The organism is Robertmurraya dakarensis (genome assembly GCF_900156875.1).
Taxonomy (GTDB): domain Bacteria; phylum Bacillota; class Bacilli; order Bacillales; family Cytobacillaceae; genus Robertmurraya; species Robertmurraya dakarensis.
In genome coordinates this window covers 2,717,047-2,733,434 of record NZ_LT707409.1, presented here as the reverse complement: position 1 = coordinate 2,733,434, position 16,388 = coordinate 2,717,047, and the positions used below count along the sequence as shown (strand labels likewise).

Here is a 16,388-nt window from a genome sequence, read left to right as displayed (position 1 = left end):
ATGTCAGGGAAAATATTATTATGTGCAACGGTCGATTATCATTTTAGTGCTTTTCATCTTCCGTATATGAAATGGTTCAAAGAGCGAGGGTGGGAGGTACACGTTGCGGCAAACGGTGAAAAGGATCTTCCTTACGTGGACAAAAAATATCACCTCCCTATTCAAAGGTCTCCCTTTTGTAGGGCAAACATTGATGCTTATAGAAAGCTGAAGGGCATTATCGAGGAAAATCAATACAATCTTATTCACTGTCATACTCCTGTTGGCGGGGTACTGGCAAGATTAGCTGCAAGAGAGGTTAGGAAAACAGGGACAAAGGTCCTCTACACTGCGCATGGGTTTCACTTTTGTAAGGGTGCTCCAATCCTAAATTGGATGATTTATTATCCAATTGAAAAGAAGTTTGCCCAATTTACCGATTGTCTCATTACGATTAATCAAGAAGATTATCAAACTGCCTTTACCCATCAATTTAAGGCAGAGCGAATTGAACATGTTCACGGTGTTGGCGTTGATACAAGTCATTTTCAACCGGCCAGCCACCATGAAAAGAATGAATTAAGAAAATCGTACGGATATAACTCCGACGATTTTTTATTATTTTATGGTGCAGAATTTAATCAAAACAAAAATCAGCAGCTGCTTATACGGAGTGTTAACGAGATTAAATCAAAGGTACCAAATGTTAAATTGGTGCTTGCAGGGGACGGTCCATTATTAGCAGATTGCAAGGAATTAACGCAGAAACTTAGCTTAGAGAAGATTGTACACTTTCTTGGTTATCGCACCGATATGAAATCACTACTATCAATATCAGATGTCGCAGTGGCCTCAAGCTTGCGGGAAGGACTCCCTGTAAACATTATGGAGGCAATGGCATGCGGACTTCCAGTTGTGGCTACTGATAATCGCGGGCACCGGGAATTAATCAAGAATGATAGAAACGGCTGGGTGATAACAGATCAAGATGAAAAGGAATTTTCAGAAAAAATCAAGCTGTTATCAAGGGACCCTGAATTGCGAAAGAGTTATGGTATGTCAGGGCGAAAATTAATGGAAAGCACTTATAGTCTAACTAAAGTTTTAGAGGAGAAAAGTAAGCTCTATTCATCATATATGAAAGAACAGGAGGGGGTCATGTGGGCGGTCCATTAAGAATACTGCATGCGGTCGTCAATATGAACCGAGGCGGCGCTGAAACTTTGATTATGAATTTATATCGCAATATCGATAAATCGAGGGTTCAATTTGATTTCTTGACTTGTAAAAAAGGTGTATTTGATGAAGAAATAACAGCAATGGGCGGCAGAATTCACCGCATACCGTATGTTACCGATATCGGTCATTTTGGTTATGTGAAGGCGTTAAACACATTCTTTTCTTCCCATCAAGATTATAAAATTGTTCATTCCCATATGGATAAGATGAGCGGCTTGGTCTTGTATGCAGCCAAAAAAGCAGGGATTCCTATCAGAATTGCTCATAGCCATAACACGAATAGTGAAGGAGGGGCTGTAGCAAGGGCATATAAGACGTATGCTGGGGCTTTTATTTCGAAGGGAGCAAACCATTTATTGGCCTGTTCAGAGCTTGCTGCGAACTGGTTATTTTTGAAGAGGGCTAATAAAGCACTAATCTTAAAAAATGGGATCGAATGTGATAAATTTGCATTTTCTTCACAGGTTAGAAATGAAGTAAGAGAGGAACTCCAACTAGGTCATGAGCATGTTGTGATCGGGCATGTAGGAAGATTTAATGAGCAAAAAAATCATTTATTCCTTATTGATATCTTTGCGAAATTGCTGAAGGAGAAACCTGAAGCCATTCTCATCATGGCAGGGGATGGACCACTGCGGGAAAAAGTGGTTGAGAAGGTTAGGTCCTTGAATTTAACAGACCATGTAAAGTTTTTAGGAATCCGCAGCGACATCAACAGGCTGCTTCAAGCATTTGATTTCTTTGTGTTTCCGTCATTTCATGAAGGCCTTCCGGTAACACTTGTTGAGGCACAATGTGCCGGGCTGCCATGTGTGATATCGAAGGAAATCTCAAAAGAAGTTGATCTGGGACTCAATTTAGTTGAATTCGCTTCGTTATCCGAAATAAACCAGTGGGTTGAGAAAATTAACAGCTGTGAAGCTGCTAAGATGACAAGGCAGATACCGATGTCAACTTTGTCTGAAAAAGGATACGACATTAAAAATACGGCGAAATGGACCGAAAATTTTTACATGTCAATAGCGAGGTGAATGATGTGAAAAAATTAACCGTCTTTACACCATCTTATAATCGTGCCTATTGTCTTCAGATCTGTTATGAAAGCTTAAAGCGTCAGACATGTAAAGACTTTGTCTGGTTAATTATCGATGATGGTTCAACAGATGGGACGAAGGAATTGGTAAAGGGATGGGGCGGTGAGAATGCAGTAGAAATTCGTTATCATTGGCAAGAGAATCAAGGGATGCATGGTGCACATAACACTGCGTACGAAATGATTGATACGGAATTAAATGTTTGTATCGATTCGGATGATTATATGCCAGAAACAGCTGTGGAGGATATTATTTCATTCTGGGAAAAGTATGGGAGTGATAAGGTAAGCGGAATCATTGGTCTTGATTCCTACCAAGACGGAGAAATCATTGGTTCAACATTACCGGAAGAAATTAAGACTTCCACTCTTTTTAACCTCTATTATAAACATGGCGTAACAGGTGATAAGAAACTCGTTTATCGGACAGAATTAACAAAACAATATCCTTATCCCATTTTTCAAAATGAAAGATATGTAGGTTTAGCCTACAAGTACTATATGCTTGATCAGCAATACGAAATGTTATTAATAAACAAGGTATTATGCTGTGTTGAGTATTTACCGGACGGCTCTTCCAAAAATATGTTAAATCAGTATAGAAGAAATCCAAACGGTTTCGCATTCTATCGAAAAGAATTGATGAAGCTTCCATTTGCAAGTAGCTCTTTTAAATTTAGGCAGGCCATTCATTATGTTTCGAGCAGTTTTATCTCAAATAATAGCCGTTTCTTAAGAGAAACACCTTGTAAGGGTCTGACGCTGATTGCCATGCCTTTTGGACTTTTGCTATATTGCTATATTTTAAGTAGGACCAAAATTTCTTATTGATTTAAAGATTGAAGGGAATTAACAAATGACAGTTCTTTGGATCAATCTTACCCTAGTCTACTTTTTTTCTTTTTTCTCGAGATACTTCTCAGTTCCTTCACTGTCCAATATATCTTCTATTAAGCCCAATAAACTCATGATATTCATGGTTATGCTCACTATTGTTCTAGTATCGGGGTTAAGAAGGAATATAGGTGACACGTATTTTTATAGGCATATTTACGATAGTAATGAATTTACTTGGGAATATGTATTGTCACAAAAGGATATTGGTTTTGGAATTATGCAAATGCTGTTGCAACAAATATCAGATGATTCTCAGATTATGGTTTTTATTACTGCCCTTATCACGAATGTTCTTATTATTATCGTATTATACAAATATTCCAGACTTCCGGAGCTTGCGCTATATGTATACATTACCTCAGGGATGCACATCGTTTCGATGAATGGGATTAGACAATTTCTAGCAGCAGCCATTTTGTTTACGGCAACGAAGTACTTATTTGAGGGGGATTTTAAAAAATATGCTTTAATCATCCTTTTTGCATCTTTCTTTCATCAAAGTGCACTTATCCTCATTCCGATTTATTTTATTGTGAGGAGAAAAGCATGGACCGGTACGACCTTTATGATGTTATTACTTGCAATCGTCTTTACGTTAGGGTTTGATAAGTTTTCACAAATTCTCTTCGGAGCAATAGAAGATACTACTTACGGCGACTATGAAAGTTCGTCGGAAGGCGGTGCCAACATCATCAGGGTGATGGTGTATGCAGCACCAGTTATCCTTGCCTACTTCGGAAGAGAAAAGCTGCGAATTATTTTCCCACAGGGCGATTATATTGTAAATATGTCGTTGCTAGCTGTTGTTTTTATGATTATTGCCACGCAAAATTGGATTTTTGCCCGATTTACGATTTATTTTGGTTTGTACCAGTTAATTTTAATTTCATGGGTGCCGAAACTATTTACGGAAAACTCACAACGGCTGGTCTATTACCTAATATTAATCTGTTATTTCCTTTACTTTTATTTAGATGCTGTTTTAACGATGGGTATTCAGTATCGCAGTGATTTTATCGGCTAGGAAGGGTGAAATAAAGAATCTAGGGGGTGATGAAAAAAGTGAATAATAATAGGTTGAAGCGTGTTTTACATGTTGTTAGCGCAATGAATCGAGGCGGTGCTGAAACCCTTTTAATGAATGTATACCGGAACATTAATAAAGAGCATCTTCAATTTGATTTTATTGTTCATAGGCAGGATAAAGGTGATTACGATGATGAAATTACGTCCTTAGGGGGCAAGATCTATAGAATTTCCAGTTTGGGACATAGCGGTCCCGTTGCTTATTTAAAAGAATTAAGAAAAATCATGTCACTTGAACCTTATGTTGCTGTTCATGCACATACAGATTATCAAAGTGGTTTTCCAGCATTGGCAGCAAAAATGGCAGGTATTCAAAGAAGAATTTGTCACTCTCATAGCAACCATTACCCTAAAGGTAATCAATTGAAGGAGAAATCAGTCCTGGCAGTCTTGAAAAGCATTATTAAGTATTCAGCAACAGATTATTGTGCGTGCAGTTTTGAAGCTGCTCGTTTTTTATTTGGGAGAAGATTGGTGGACGAAAACAAGATTCACATGTTGAAAAATAGTATCGATATAGAGCCATTTATCGAAATGAATGACGGTGCTAAAAGAAGTGTAAAAGAGGAGCTTCACATTCCAATGGATGCTAAGTTAATCGGCCATGTTGGACACTTTTCTCAATCAAAAAATCATTCTTTTATACTTAAAACTTTAAATAGGCTGCTAGTAGAAAATAAAAATGTGTATGTCGTGTTTGCGGGCGATGGACCTTTAAGGAAACAAATAGAGGATGAAGCAAAAGCACTAAGCGTTTTTGAAAGGGTCCGCTTTATAGGTGTCAGATCAGATATTCCTAGATTAATGAAAGCTTTTGATGTTTTCCTTTTTCCATCGTTATTTGAGGGCTTTGGAATTGTAACGATAGAAGCACAATGTGCTGGGACACCATGTGTTGTCTCAGAGGAGGTGCCTATTAGCACAGACATGAATTTAGATTTAATGAAGTTCTTAAGTCTTCATACAGGGATTGAATTATGGGCAGAGGCAATTGAAGAAGCTTTTGATAAAATCAGGCCCACTAAAGAAAAAATTTTCGATCAAATTGCACAAAAGGGTTTTGATATCAAAAGAAATGTTTCAGATTGGGAACAGTTATACGCTTAATCAAAGAGAAATAGTAGGTGTGATGATGAAAGAGAAACAAAGAATTCTGATCTCTACATTTGACATGGAAATTGGCGGGGTTGAGCGCAGTCTCATCGGCCTGCTTAATCATATCGATTATGACAAATATGACGTAGATCTTATGTTATTTAAACATGAAGGAGAATTTCTGCCCTTGCTGCCGAAAGGTCCTAATTTACTTCCGGAAATACCTCAATATAGTACTTTTAGAAGTTCAATAGGAGAGATATTAAAGAATAAACAATATGGGATTGGGTTTTCGAGGATACTTTCGAAAATGCATGCAAATTTTATTGGGAAAATAACAAAAGCTGCGGAACCAGGCTATTATCAGATGCAATTGATGTGGAAGTATGCACTGCCGTTTTTACCAAAAATGGATACTGAATATGATGTTGCGATTAGTTATTTATGGCCTCATTATTTTGTAGGTGAAAAGGTGAATGCAAAAAAGAAAATAGCATGGATCCACACGGATTATTCTACAGTGGAAACAAATGTGAAGCTGGATTTAAAAATGTGGAATAAATTCGATCATATCGCTGCTGTTTCGGAGTCATGCAAACAGTCGTTTTTAAAGAAATATTGTGAACTAAGTTCAAAGGTAATGGTCATGGAAAATATTACTTCACCAGAATTCATTCGAAAGATGGCAGAGGAAACAGTTGAAAACCCGATGGAAAATGACCAGCGATTTAAAATCCTAACCGTTGCAAGGCTCTCACACGCAAAAGGAATCGATCATGCTGTTATGGCTTTGAAGCTGCTAAAGGAAAAAGGGTATGACAATATTTCTTGGTATGTCGTTGGATATGGCGGGGACGAGGTACAGATAAGAGGATTGATTAAAGAGCTTAGTCTGGAGAACAGCTTTATCTTGTTAGGAAAGAAAACAAATCCATATCCTTATATGAAAGAAGCTGATCTATATGTCCAGCCTTCAAGATATGAGGGGAAAGCAGTGACGGTATCGGAGGCTCAAATTCTCTCGAAGCCTGTTGTCATCACGAATTATGCAACGGCCAAAAGTCAGGTAAAGGATGGTTATGACGGTTATATTACCGATTTGTCGGTAGAGGGGATAGCTGCGGGTATAGAAAAAGCATATCAGACTCCATCTTGGAGACAAGAACTTGCGAACAATTGTAGAAAAACCAACTATGGGAACAATAAAGAAGTTGAAAAGCTTTATTCGCTGTTGGGTTGATATGGATCCTATAGGATAGGCGGTTAAGTTTATGTTGCCAAAAGTAAGCGTGGTTGTACCAATATACAAAGTAGAAAAATATCTTCATAGATGTGTTGAAAGTATCGTCAATCAAACGTATCCGATTCTAGAGATTATCTTAGTGGATGACGGATCTCCTGATGGGTGCGGGAAAATCGCTGATGCCTATGCGGAAAATGATAAACGCATCTTATCGGTCCATAAGGAAAACGGCGGTTTATCGGATGCGAGAAATTACGGCATGCAGTATGCAACAGGAGAGTTTACGATATTTGTTGATAGTGATGACTGGTTGGAACACAACATGATTGAAACATTGGTGGAAACAAGTATAAAGTATGGAGCAGATGTTGTCCAAACAGCTTTTTATTATGCTCATGACCATGAGCTTTTTTATGACAATCGCTACTATCAAAGACAAGACCTTCCAGTTGTATTAAACAATCAAACATTAATGAAGGAGTTAGTCATTAATGAAAGAGTAAAGAATTTTGCGTGGGGAAAGCTTTATAAAACAAATCTAATTAAAGACATTCCTTTTAAAAAAGGGGTTTTATTTGAGGATGTTTTCTGGGCTCACCAAGTAATGCAAAGGGTTCATACATTTGTTCTTTTAAATCAGCCTTTATGCTACTACTATCAGCGCAGTGATAGTATAGTAGCGAATTACACACCAAGAAATCTAGACATTATTAAAGGGTTAAAGGAGAGACATAACTTCATCGAAAGGTATTATCAAGATTTAAAAGACGAATCCCTAAAGATGATTTTGAAGACAAGTTTGATCCATTATAATCTCCTACTTGTAAATCGAAGAAAGGATGCTGGCGGAAAATATAGGGATGAGCTACAAACCTATATTAAAGAAAATTACAGTACTTTAAAAAATGCTGTTAATGACGACAAGCAACTAAAAATTCAATTGTGTCTTTTTAAGATACATCCTACTCTCTACATTTCATATTTGATTTATCTAAAGATATTGAGGGCACTAGGACTTGTACCCAAGCCTTTAATGTTAGAAAAGGTAGTTATTAAACAGTGAATAAATATCCCTCTTATAATGCCGGAACATTGTATGGATTGGAGTTCACTTACTAATACTAGAGGAGTTAAAGCAAAATGAACAGCATAATAACTAATCTTAAGAAAACCTCAGCCATTGCAATCATATATTTTTTTCATTGTTTCCCGATCAAAAGGAATAAAATTTTCTTTTTTAGTTACTATGGCAGTCAATACGGTGATAGTCCTAAGTACATCTCCGAATATATACTTAAAAATTATCCCAAAGATAAGTTTGACGTCGTATGGGCATTTGATGAAATTGAACAAAAAAAAGGTATTACTGGCTTTAAAGAAGTGAAGATAATGTCTTTAAGATATTTTTATGAGATTTGTACCTCGAAAGTAATTATTACAAACTTTAGAACAACTGACTTATTTATCAAGCGTAAAAATCAGTATTACATCCAAACATGGCATAGCTCCTTACGTTTGAAACAAATAGAAAAAGATGCAGAGGATACTCTACCAAGGCATTACATACAGATGGCAAAAAAGGATTCGCTAAAATGTGATTTATTATTATCAGGATGTGAGTATAGTACAAAAATTTTCAAACAAGCGTTTTGGTATGATGGAGAAATTTTTGAACACGGTACACCAGCAAATGATATATTTTTTAAAACTGGTATAAAAAATAGAAGTGAAATTTTTGAAAAACTCGATATTCCTTTAGGAGTTAAGGTTGCACTATATGCACCAACATTTAGGAAAGATAACAAAATATCTGTATATGACCTTAATTATGAAGAAGTACTAAACGAATTAAAGAAGAAATTCGGAGGTAACTGGATTTTACTTTTAAGATTACACCCGCATCTTTCTGCAATTTCATCAGAAATTAAAAATACGGATACTATACGAAATGTAACTAGTTATGATGATGTTCAAGAGTTAATGTATATATCGGATGTACTTATTACTGATTATTCTTCAGTTATGTTTAGTTTTCTAATAACTAAAAAACCCTGCTTTTTATATGTTCCGGATCTAGAAAGCTATCTAAAAAATGACAGGAAGCTATATTTTAACTTGAGGGATCTACCATTTCCAAGTGCGACAACCCAGCAGGATTTGGTTAATAATATACATGATTTTAACCAGGAAAGGTATACAAAAGATATTTTGGAATTATTAGACACAATAAATTCGTATGAGAATGGAAATGCCAGCAGAAATTTACTTCAAAAAATTGAAAAAGAAATTGTAAAAAAGGGGACTTAATCTTATGAAAAAATATAATGTGGGTTATACAACAGGTGTTTTTGATTTATTTCATGTCGGTCATCTTAATGTTCTAAGAAGATCAAAAGAGCAGTGTAATTATTTGATCGTGGGAGTGAGTACTGAGGATTTAGTATTAAGTTACAAAAAAAAATTACCTATAATTCCTTTTGAACAGAGAATCAAAATTGTTGAAGCTATTAAATATGTAGATAAAGTAGTAGTCCAGGAGACAATGGATAAACTAGCTGCATGGGAAGAATATAAATTCGATGTAATGTTCCATGGAGATGATTGGAGGGGAAATCCTCTCTTTGAGGAAGTAGAAAAGAAGTTTCATAACGTTGGCGTGGAAATCGTCTATTTTCCATACACAAAGGGTGTTTCGTCGACGATTGTTAAGCAAAAGATCTCTGTTTAAAAAATTTATGAATCATTAATTAGACATTATTAACCCTTTGTAGGTGAACCTTTTCTTGAAAGTGTGCTTTTTATAATCGATTACTTTTATATATTTGGAGAGAAGGAGGCTAAAACGATGAAAAAGATTCTTCCATTGATTTTTGCAGTGTCAATTGTTATTGGAGCGATTGCTGCAACAGCCCATGCTAGTGGGATACAGGAAGAAGCTGAAGGTGATCAAATAACAGATAAAGAACAAGTAAAGGAGGTAGCAGAAGAGTTAAGTCAGCTAGAGAAGGTTGAGGAATTAACTCTAGAAGATGTGATTCATAGAGGGACGGAAAATAGTGTAAATCTTGCAGTATTGCAGCTTGAATTAGAAATGAGTAAAAACGATTTTTTGCTTACTAAAACTGATCATAGAAAAACTGAACGTCAAATAAAAGACTTAAAAAATAGTATGGATAAACTAAGAGAGCAAGAGGATACATTCGATGAACGAAAAGATAATCTTGAGGAACAAGAAGCTCTTAGAGAAAAGATTAAGGCACTAGAATTAGCCATTCAACAATTTGAATCGGGAGAGTTGCATCTACAGTTAGAGGAAGAAGCTGCAAAAAATGGGGTTCGGCTTATGCTGACAACTGCTTATACAGATCTTCTCTTGCAGGAAGATTGGCTGGTTAATATGAATAAATCATTCCAATCGTCTATTAAAAACCTAGAAAAATTTGAAATACTATATAAGTTTGGCAGAGTATCTGAGGAGGAATTACGTCAGATAAGGATTGCTCATGAAAACGCTGAGAAACAATTAGAAGAGCAAGAAAAGAATTTAAATTATGCAGTTGCAGCACTTTGCTATGATATTGGTGTTTCCTACAATCCGGAAGTGAAGATAAATTCATTGGAAATAGACCCAGTAAAGGTCGAAACGCCATCTGATATTTCTTTATTGATTGAAAATTCCTTAACGATGAAGAGTGCACAAAAAAACTTAGAAAATGCTATTTTAAATCGCGACCAAACCTATGAGGATTATGAAAAAAGAAAAGCGACAAAATACGAAAAAGAAAATCAAGAGCACCTTGTTACCATTGCTGAAAAAAATATTGTTGCTACAGAAAACGATCTAAGAAATCAAATTGAGCAGCTATACCGTAATGGTGAAAATTCATACACTGCGTACCAAGAGGCGGTTCGGCAATTAGAAATCACAAAAGTCAATCTTGGACTTTTAGAAGTTCGCTATAACCTGGGAAGAGTATCTCGATTTGATTTTGAGCAAGCACAGCTTAAATTAGAGGAAGCGCAGCTAAGAGTGTTCGAAACTAAGGTACAAAATTACATCGTGATAAAAACCATTGAAGCAATGGAAAAAGGATATATCTAAAAAATAATCACAAGTCAAAAGTGCTATTAACATAATAGGGCTTTTTTATTTTGGCTTAAAGGGTCATGAATGAAGTGGAAAAGGAATATTGATGTAAATAACTAGTGTTAGGAGGGGAGAATGGTGAAAATCCTGGTAACCGGTGGAGCTGGATATATTGGGTCACATACATGTATTGAACTATTAAATGAGGGTTATGAGATTGTCATTGTAGACAATTTTTCAAACAGCAAACCAGAGGCATTGAATCGAATTCGTACAATTACCGGTAAGGAATTTAGCTTTTATCAAGCGGACCTGCTTGATAGTGAAACAATCAATACCATATTCAAAGAAAACGATATAGATGCAGTTATTCACTTTGCCGGACTAAAAGCTGTTGGAGAATCAGTATCAAAGCCGCTCTGGTATTATTCAAATAATATTACGGGTACGATTCGATTATGTGAAGTCATGAAAGTGCATCAGGTGAAAAAGCTAGTTTTTAGTTCCTCCGCAACAGTTTACGGAGTACCAGAACGTGTACCAATCAATGAAGATTTTTTAACAGGAGCAACAAATCCTTATGGGCGAACCAAGCAGATGATTGAAGAGATTTTACAAGATCTGTTTGTTTCTGACAGTGAATGGAGTGTTGCTCTTTTGCGTTATTTTAATCCAATTGGTGCACATAAAAGCGGGCTGATTGGTGAAGATCCAAATGGGACTCCCAATAATCTTCTTCCGTACATATCGCAGGTAGCCGTCGGGAAACTCAGCGAGTTAAAGGTCTTTGGCAATGATTATGATACACCAGATGGAACTGGGGTCAGAGATTATATTCATGTAGTCGATCTTGCCAAAGGACATCTTCGTGCACTCGAAAAAATTATAGGAGTAAAGGGAGTAGAGATTTATAATCTTGGAACAGGTAAGGGCTTCAGTGTACTAGAAATGATTTCTGCATTTGAAGAAGCGTCTGGGAGAAAGATTCCTTATAAAATCGTGGAACGACGACCTGGAGATATTGCTGTCTGTTATGCCAACGCCAAAAAGGCAGAAAAGGAAATGGGGTGGGCTGCACAAAGAGATATTCACGAAATGTGTGAAGATACTTGGAGATGGCAGCTCCAAAATCCAAATGGATATGAATCTCAGAATCAGAAAGGGATCGGCATGAAAATGAACTGATTTTTATGAATGAGGTAGGGAAATGGATATTTCGGATAAGTTAACAAAACAGGATTTTCAAGAAATACTTCTAAACACATATCAAAAAGGCCAGGAATCAGAAATGATGGAAGTAGTAGAATTCGTTAATGAAATAAAGAAACAGTTTCTTACAGCGTTATCTAAACAAAGCGAACAGGACTAATAATAGAACAAATAGGAAGTGGTGAGAGGATTGAGTGAATTCAGTGAATTCAGTATTATTATAGACCCAGTTTCATGGAAAAGGGCAGCAAGTTCCTTTACTAACCTAGATGTCTATTATTCATATGAGTATGGCAAGTTATGGAGTAATCATGAGTCCGGTGAATTAATGGCAGCTTATTATAAGGAAGGATCAACACAGGTTTTTTATCCATTTATTAAAAGAAAGATCTCCATTATTGATGAAAGCCTATATGATATCGTCACACCATATGGCTACGGAGGCCCCCACATACAGGGAAGCATCGATAATGTTCAAAACTTTTATGACAAATTCAGCCTATATTGCCGGGAAAATAATGTTATTACTGAAACAATCAGGTTCCATCCATTAAAGGATAACCGGCGGAATTTTGCGAGCAGTATGGTTGTCCAATATATAAGAAAGACAACAGCTGTCGATTTATCACTGCCATTAGAAGAGATTAGAAGAAATTATTCATCAATGGTAAAGAGAAATATTAAAAAAGGAAAGAAGAAAGGGATCACTTGCTTTCTTGCAGAGAATAATTTGGAAAACATAAGGATTTTTATGGACTTGTACAAAGAAACAATGGATCGAAATCATGCCAGCCCTTTTTATTATTTTGATGAGGCGTATTTCATTGAACAAGTTAAGGATACAAATGAAAGCAAAACGTATTTATTGTTTGCAGAATATAACCAAAACATTGTTGCTGCTGTGATGGTGATGGTAGGATCGGAATTTTCACATTATCATCTAGGTGCTTCTAAAACAGACTATCTGCATGTTAGACCCAATAATATGCTGTTTGATTTTATGATTGAGTTTTGTCGGTCAAAGGGCTCATCTCTTCTTCACCTAGGTGGTGGCTATCAAGAAGATGATGGGCTTTTTCATTTTAAAGCATCTTTTACTAATAGCAATCATTATGACTATTTTATCGGGAAAAAAATTCATTGCCAGGAAGTGTATGAAGATCTAACAGGCTTGGTAAAGAAAAATTATGAATATAATCCAGACTTTTTCCCAATTTACCGCGGGATTGTGGAGAAGAAAAAAATAATTTTATAAAGAGCTATTTCTATAGGCAAAGGGTGTGTTTTATGAAGAATAATAAAAGAATTTATTTATCTTCACCACATATGAGTGGTAATGAACAAAAGTATATTCAAGATGCTTTTGAAACGAATTGGATTGCCCCTCTTGGACCAAATGTCGATGCCTTTGAAGAGGAATTGGCATCATATGTTGGCATGAAGGGAGCTGCAGCTGTCAGTTCAGGGACTGCAGCTATTCATTTAGCTTTAAGATTGTTAGATGTGAAAAAAGACGACACGGTTTTTTGTTCAAGTCTTACCTTTATTGCCAGTGCCAATCCTATTGCCTATTTAGGAGCAAAGCCCGTGTTCATTGACTCAGAACCTGAAACATGGAATATGTCACCTCAAGCGCTAGAACGTGCATTAACTGATGCTGTTCATTCAGGAAATATACCAAAAGCTGTTATCGTCGTTAACCTATATGGTCAAAGCGCTAAAATGGATGAAATCTTAACATTATGCAATAGATATGGAGTGCCTGTAATTGAGGATGCTGCTGAGTCATTGGGATCTTTTTATAAAGGGAAAGCAAGCGGGACGTTCGGCAGATTTGGAATTTATTCATTTAACGGCAATAAGATCATTACAACATCAGGCGGAGGAATGCTCGTTTCTGATGATGTTGAAGCATTAGCAAAAGCGCGCTTTTTGGCAACTCAGGCTCAAGATCCAGCTCCCCATTATCAGCATAGCAATGTTGGTTACAATTATCGAATGAGCAATATTTTAGCGGGAGTGGGAAGGGCACAATTAGAGGTATTGGAAAACCGCGTGGAAGCTAGAAGGGCTGTCTTTGATAGGTATTATCACGAGTTAGTATCGATTTCAGGGATCACTTTTATGCCTGAGCTGGAAAACACTTACTCAAATCGTTGGCTCACAGCCTGTACCATTGATAAAGAGCGAACAGGGATCTCTGTACAAGAATTAATAGAAATTCTTTCAGAAGAAAATATTGAAGCCCGGCCTGTCTGGAAGCCGCTTCATATGCAGCCTCTCTTTGCAGATGCTGATTTTTATGCTCACAGCGAAAGTGAGAATGTTTCAGAACAGTTGTTTCAGACTGGTATTTGTCTTCCATCTGGATCAAATATGAATGAAGAGGATCTTTCAAGAGTAATAAATAGTATAAGAAATAGCTTAAAAGTAGAGGTGTAGAGGTAAGTCAATCTGATTGATGCACAGGTTTATAATTTATGAAATGATTTTCTTTTCATGATATATGCACTTCATGTAGAACTTATCTTTAAATGTAGGATCATAGCAATCTTTATAAAGATGGTAATAGTACATGTGCATGATTCGATGATAACGTTTTTTAAGTGTCTGAAATGGATTAGATAAAATTGAAAACATGGCTTTTCCTCCAGATTAAAGACATTTATGATGCAATAGACTTCGACAAGACGACTTTTGCTTATACATAAACCTCTCATCAACATGTTATGATGAGAAACTTGATACTTGTGTCAATGGATATAATTCCTTTTTAAAAAGTAAACCTTTAAATGGGTTTTTTTATGAGTAAATTTCGCAACAAGAGGTGGTTTGATAATTGCGAAGTTAATTAGAAAATAAAGAGGTATAAAAATGATTGGTAAAAACATTTATCGAATTCGAAAACAAAGAGGTCTAACACTATCCGAACTAGCTGAAAGGGCAGCAATCTCGAAGTCGTACTTAAGCAATATCGAACGCAGCTTGAATAAGAACCCATCCATTCAAGTACTTGAGAAAATCTCCGGAGTTCTGCAGGTTGATCTACAGCTTCTGCTTAATCCAAATGCAGATATAACAGAACCAACTCCATCAATTGATAAAGAATGGCTAAAACTAATAAACGAATTAAAAGAAAGAGGTGTGGATAAAAAAACAGTTCAAGATTATAAGATTCTTCTCGAATTTATTAAGTGGCAACAGGAGAATAAGGGATAAGAAGGGTTAATATCGATTAGTTACGGAAAACGAGGTGATTTGTAATTTGAAACAAAAAATATTATTTGTTATTGACTCTCTAGATTGTGCAGGCGCGGAAAAAAGCTTAGTCACATTACTTAATCTTTTAGATTATAAAAAATATAATGTTGATCTTATGTTATTTGCCCATGGAAAAGTACTCGAGGAGCTTGTTCCTCCAGAAGTAAATATTTTAAAACCATTAAAATATACACTTTTTAGTCAAATGGCTTTGATAGAATCCGCTAAGTATTCGTTAAAGAAATTTGATTTCAAAATGTTAGCGGCTAGGACTCGGTATTCTATCCGTATACGTAAAAATAAGTGTAGCAATGCTCAAAAAGCTAGGATGTTTTGGGAAGAAATATCACCTGTTATTGAAGAGAATTCTACTACTTATGATATAGCGATAAGTTATGCCCAGGGAGTTCCGACTTTCTATATAGCAGAAAAAGTAAAAGCGAAGAAGAAGTTTGCATGGGTAAATGTTAGTTATCGACTAGAACAAAAGGACAAAGATTTTCAGAAACATTTTTACGATAAATTTAATAAAATTGTGGCAGTATCAGATTCTACTAAAGAGGTATTCCTTGAAACTTTTCCACAATATAGTAATTATGTCGATGTGATTTACGATATTAATAACCCTGAATTTATAACCAATATGGCAGAGCTAGGAGAAAATCAAGAAGATGAATTTGATGGAATCAAAATTCTTACTATCGGAAGGCTTGCTCATCAGAAGGGGTACGATGTTGCTTTGGAGGCATGCAAAAAATTAAAGGATAAAGGCATTAAATTCAAATGGTATGTTTTGGGTAAAGGGCCTTTGCGAGAGGAAATAGAAAAGTATATTTGTAAAAATGATTTAACTGACTACTTTATTTTATTAGGAGTCAAAGCAAATCCTTATCCGTATATAAAAAACTCTGACTTGTATGTGCAAACTTCAAGGTTTGAAGGATTTGGTCTTGCGATTGCTGAGGCAAGAATGCTTAATGTCCCAGTAGTAACAACAGAATTTGATGCAGTTTACAACCAAATGTTACATGAAAAAAACGGTCTAGTTGTCGAAAGAAATGCAGTTGCAGTTTGCGAAGCGATACTTAGGATTATCAATGATCATGAACTAAGGAAAAGTATAATTAATTACTTGCAAAATGAGAAAAAAGGAAACACGGAAGAAATAGAAAAATTTTATCGATTAATATGTTAAGAAA

Annotated in this window: 16 protein-coding genes; all 16 read left to right on the top strand. The window is 35.9% G+C overall.

The window, feature by feature from the left end; translation table 11 throughout:
* Complete coding sequence (locus tag CZ487_RS22065) at nucleotides 1–1,155, top strand: glycosyltransferase family 4 protein (protein ID WP_077214404.1); 1,155 nt, start codon at nucleotides 1–3, stop codon at nucleotides 1,153–1,155.
* Nucleotides 1,140–2,249, top strand: coding sequence for a glycosyltransferase family 1 protein (locus CZ487_RS22060; RefSeq protein WP_077214403.1), 1,110 nt, complete (start codon nucleotides 1,140–1,142; stop codon nucleotides 2,247–2,249). Before CZ487_RS22065 ends, CZ487_RS22060 begins: the two co-directional genes overlap by 16 nt.
* Before the next feature lie 5 nt (nucleotides 2,250–2,254).
* On the top strand, nucleotides 2,255–3,142 hold the full coding sequence (locus tag CZ487_RS22055; protein ID WP_077214402.1) for a glycosyltransferase family 2 protein: 888 nt from the start codon (nucleotides 2,255–2,257) through the stop codon (nucleotides 3,140–3,142).
* 25 nt (nucleotides 3,143–3,167) lie between these two features.
* Nucleotides 3,168–4,232: an EpsG family protein gene (locus CZ487_RS22050; protein ID WP_077214401.1), complete on the top strand. Its 1,065-nt coding sequence runs from the start codon at nucleotides 3,168–3,170 to the stop codon at nucleotides 4,230–4,232.
* 29 nt (nucleotides 4,233–4,261) lie between these two features.
* Nucleotides 4,262–5,401 carry a glycosyltransferase family 1 protein gene (locus CZ487_RS22045; protein ID WP_077214400.1) on the top strand — a complete coding sequence of 380 codons (1,140 nt, stop codon included), beginning with the start codon at nucleotides 4,262–4,264 and terminating at the stop codon, nucleotides 5,399–5,401.
* A gap of 22 nt (nucleotides 5,402–5,423) precedes the next feature.
* The gene (locus tag CZ487_RS22040; protein ID WP_419865736.1) at nucleotides 5,424–6,629 is read left to right on the top strand and encodes a glycosyltransferase; all 1,206 of its coding nucleotides are present in this window, start codon (nucleotides 5,424–5,426) and stop codon (nucleotides 6,627–6,629) included.
* A 31-nt stretch (nucleotides 6,630–6,660) separates the two neighbouring features.
* Nucleotides 6,661–7,695 (top strand): glycosyltransferase family 2 protein, encoded by a 1,035-nt coding sequence (locus CZ487_RS22035; protein ID WP_077214399.1) that lies wholly within the window; start codon nucleotides 6,661–6,663, stop codon nucleotides 7,693–7,695.
* Nucleotides 7,696–7,772: 77 nt separating this feature from the next.
* Nucleotides 7,773–8,939 (top strand): CDP-glycerol glycerophosphotransferase family protein, encoded by a 1,167-nt coding sequence (locus tag CZ487_RS22030; RefSeq protein ID WP_077214398.1) that lies wholly within the window; start codon nucleotides 7,773–7,775, stop codon nucleotides 8,937–8,939.
* A 4-nt stretch (nucleotides 8,940–8,943) separates the two neighbouring features.
* Nucleotides 8,944–9,360 (top strand): FAD synthase family protein, encoded by a 417-nt coding sequence (locus CZ487_RS22025; RefSeq protein WP_077214397.1) that lies wholly within the window; start codon nucleotides 8,944–8,946, stop codon nucleotides 9,358–9,360.
* Nucleotides 9,361–9,477: 117 nt separating this feature from the next.
* Complete coding sequence (locus CZ487_RS22020) at nucleotides 9,478–10,734, top strand: TolC family protein (RefSeq protein ID WP_077214396.1); 1,257 nt, start codon at nucleotides 9,478–9,480, stop codon at nucleotides 10,732–10,734.
* A 123-nt stretch (nucleotides 10,735–10,857) separates the two neighbouring features.
* Complete coding sequence (gene galE, locus CZ487_RS22015; RefSeq protein ID WP_077215423.1) at nucleotides 10,858–11,904, top strand: UDP-glucose 4-epimerase GalE; 1,047 nt, start codon at nucleotides 10,858–10,860, stop codon at nucleotides 11,902–11,904.
* A 22-nt stretch (nucleotides 11,905–11,926) separates the two neighbouring features.
* Nucleotides 11,927–12,088 carry a YwzD family small protein gene (locus CZ487_RS26780; protein WP_154676054.1) on the top strand — a complete coding sequence of 54 codons (162 nt, stop codon included), beginning with the start codon at nucleotides 11,927–11,929 and terminating at the stop codon, nucleotides 12,086–12,088.
* Between the two features lie 30 nt (nucleotides 12,089–12,118).
* Nucleotides 12,119–13,183, top strand: coding sequence for a peptidoglycan bridge formation glycyltransferase FemA/FemB family protein (locus tag CZ487_RS22010; protein WP_077214395.1), 1,065 nt, complete (start codon nucleotides 12,119–12,121; stop codon nucleotides 13,181–13,183).
* Nucleotides 13,184–13,215: 32 nt separating this feature from the next.
* Nucleotides 13,216–14,370 (top strand): aminotransferase class I/II-fold pyridoxal phosphate-dependent enzyme, encoded by a 1,155-nt coding sequence (locus tag CZ487_RS22005; RefSeq protein WP_077214394.1) that lies wholly within the window; start codon nucleotides 13,216–13,218, stop codon nucleotides 14,368–14,370.
* A gap of 432 nt (nucleotides 14,371–14,802) precedes the next feature.
* A complete protein-coding gene (locus CZ487_RS22000) occupies nucleotides 14,803–15,147 on the top strand; it encodes a helix-turn-helix domain-containing protein (RefSeq protein WP_077214393.1) in 345 nt (114 codons plus the stop codon).
* A gap of 46 nt (nucleotides 15,148–15,193) precedes the next feature.
* Entirely contained in the window at nucleotides 15,194–16,384 is a 1,191-nt protein-coding gene (locus tag CZ487_RS21995) for a glycosyltransferase (RefSeq protein ID WP_077214392.1), read from the top strand.
* The last annotated feature ends 4 nt before the right edge of the window (nucleotides 16,385–16,388 follow it).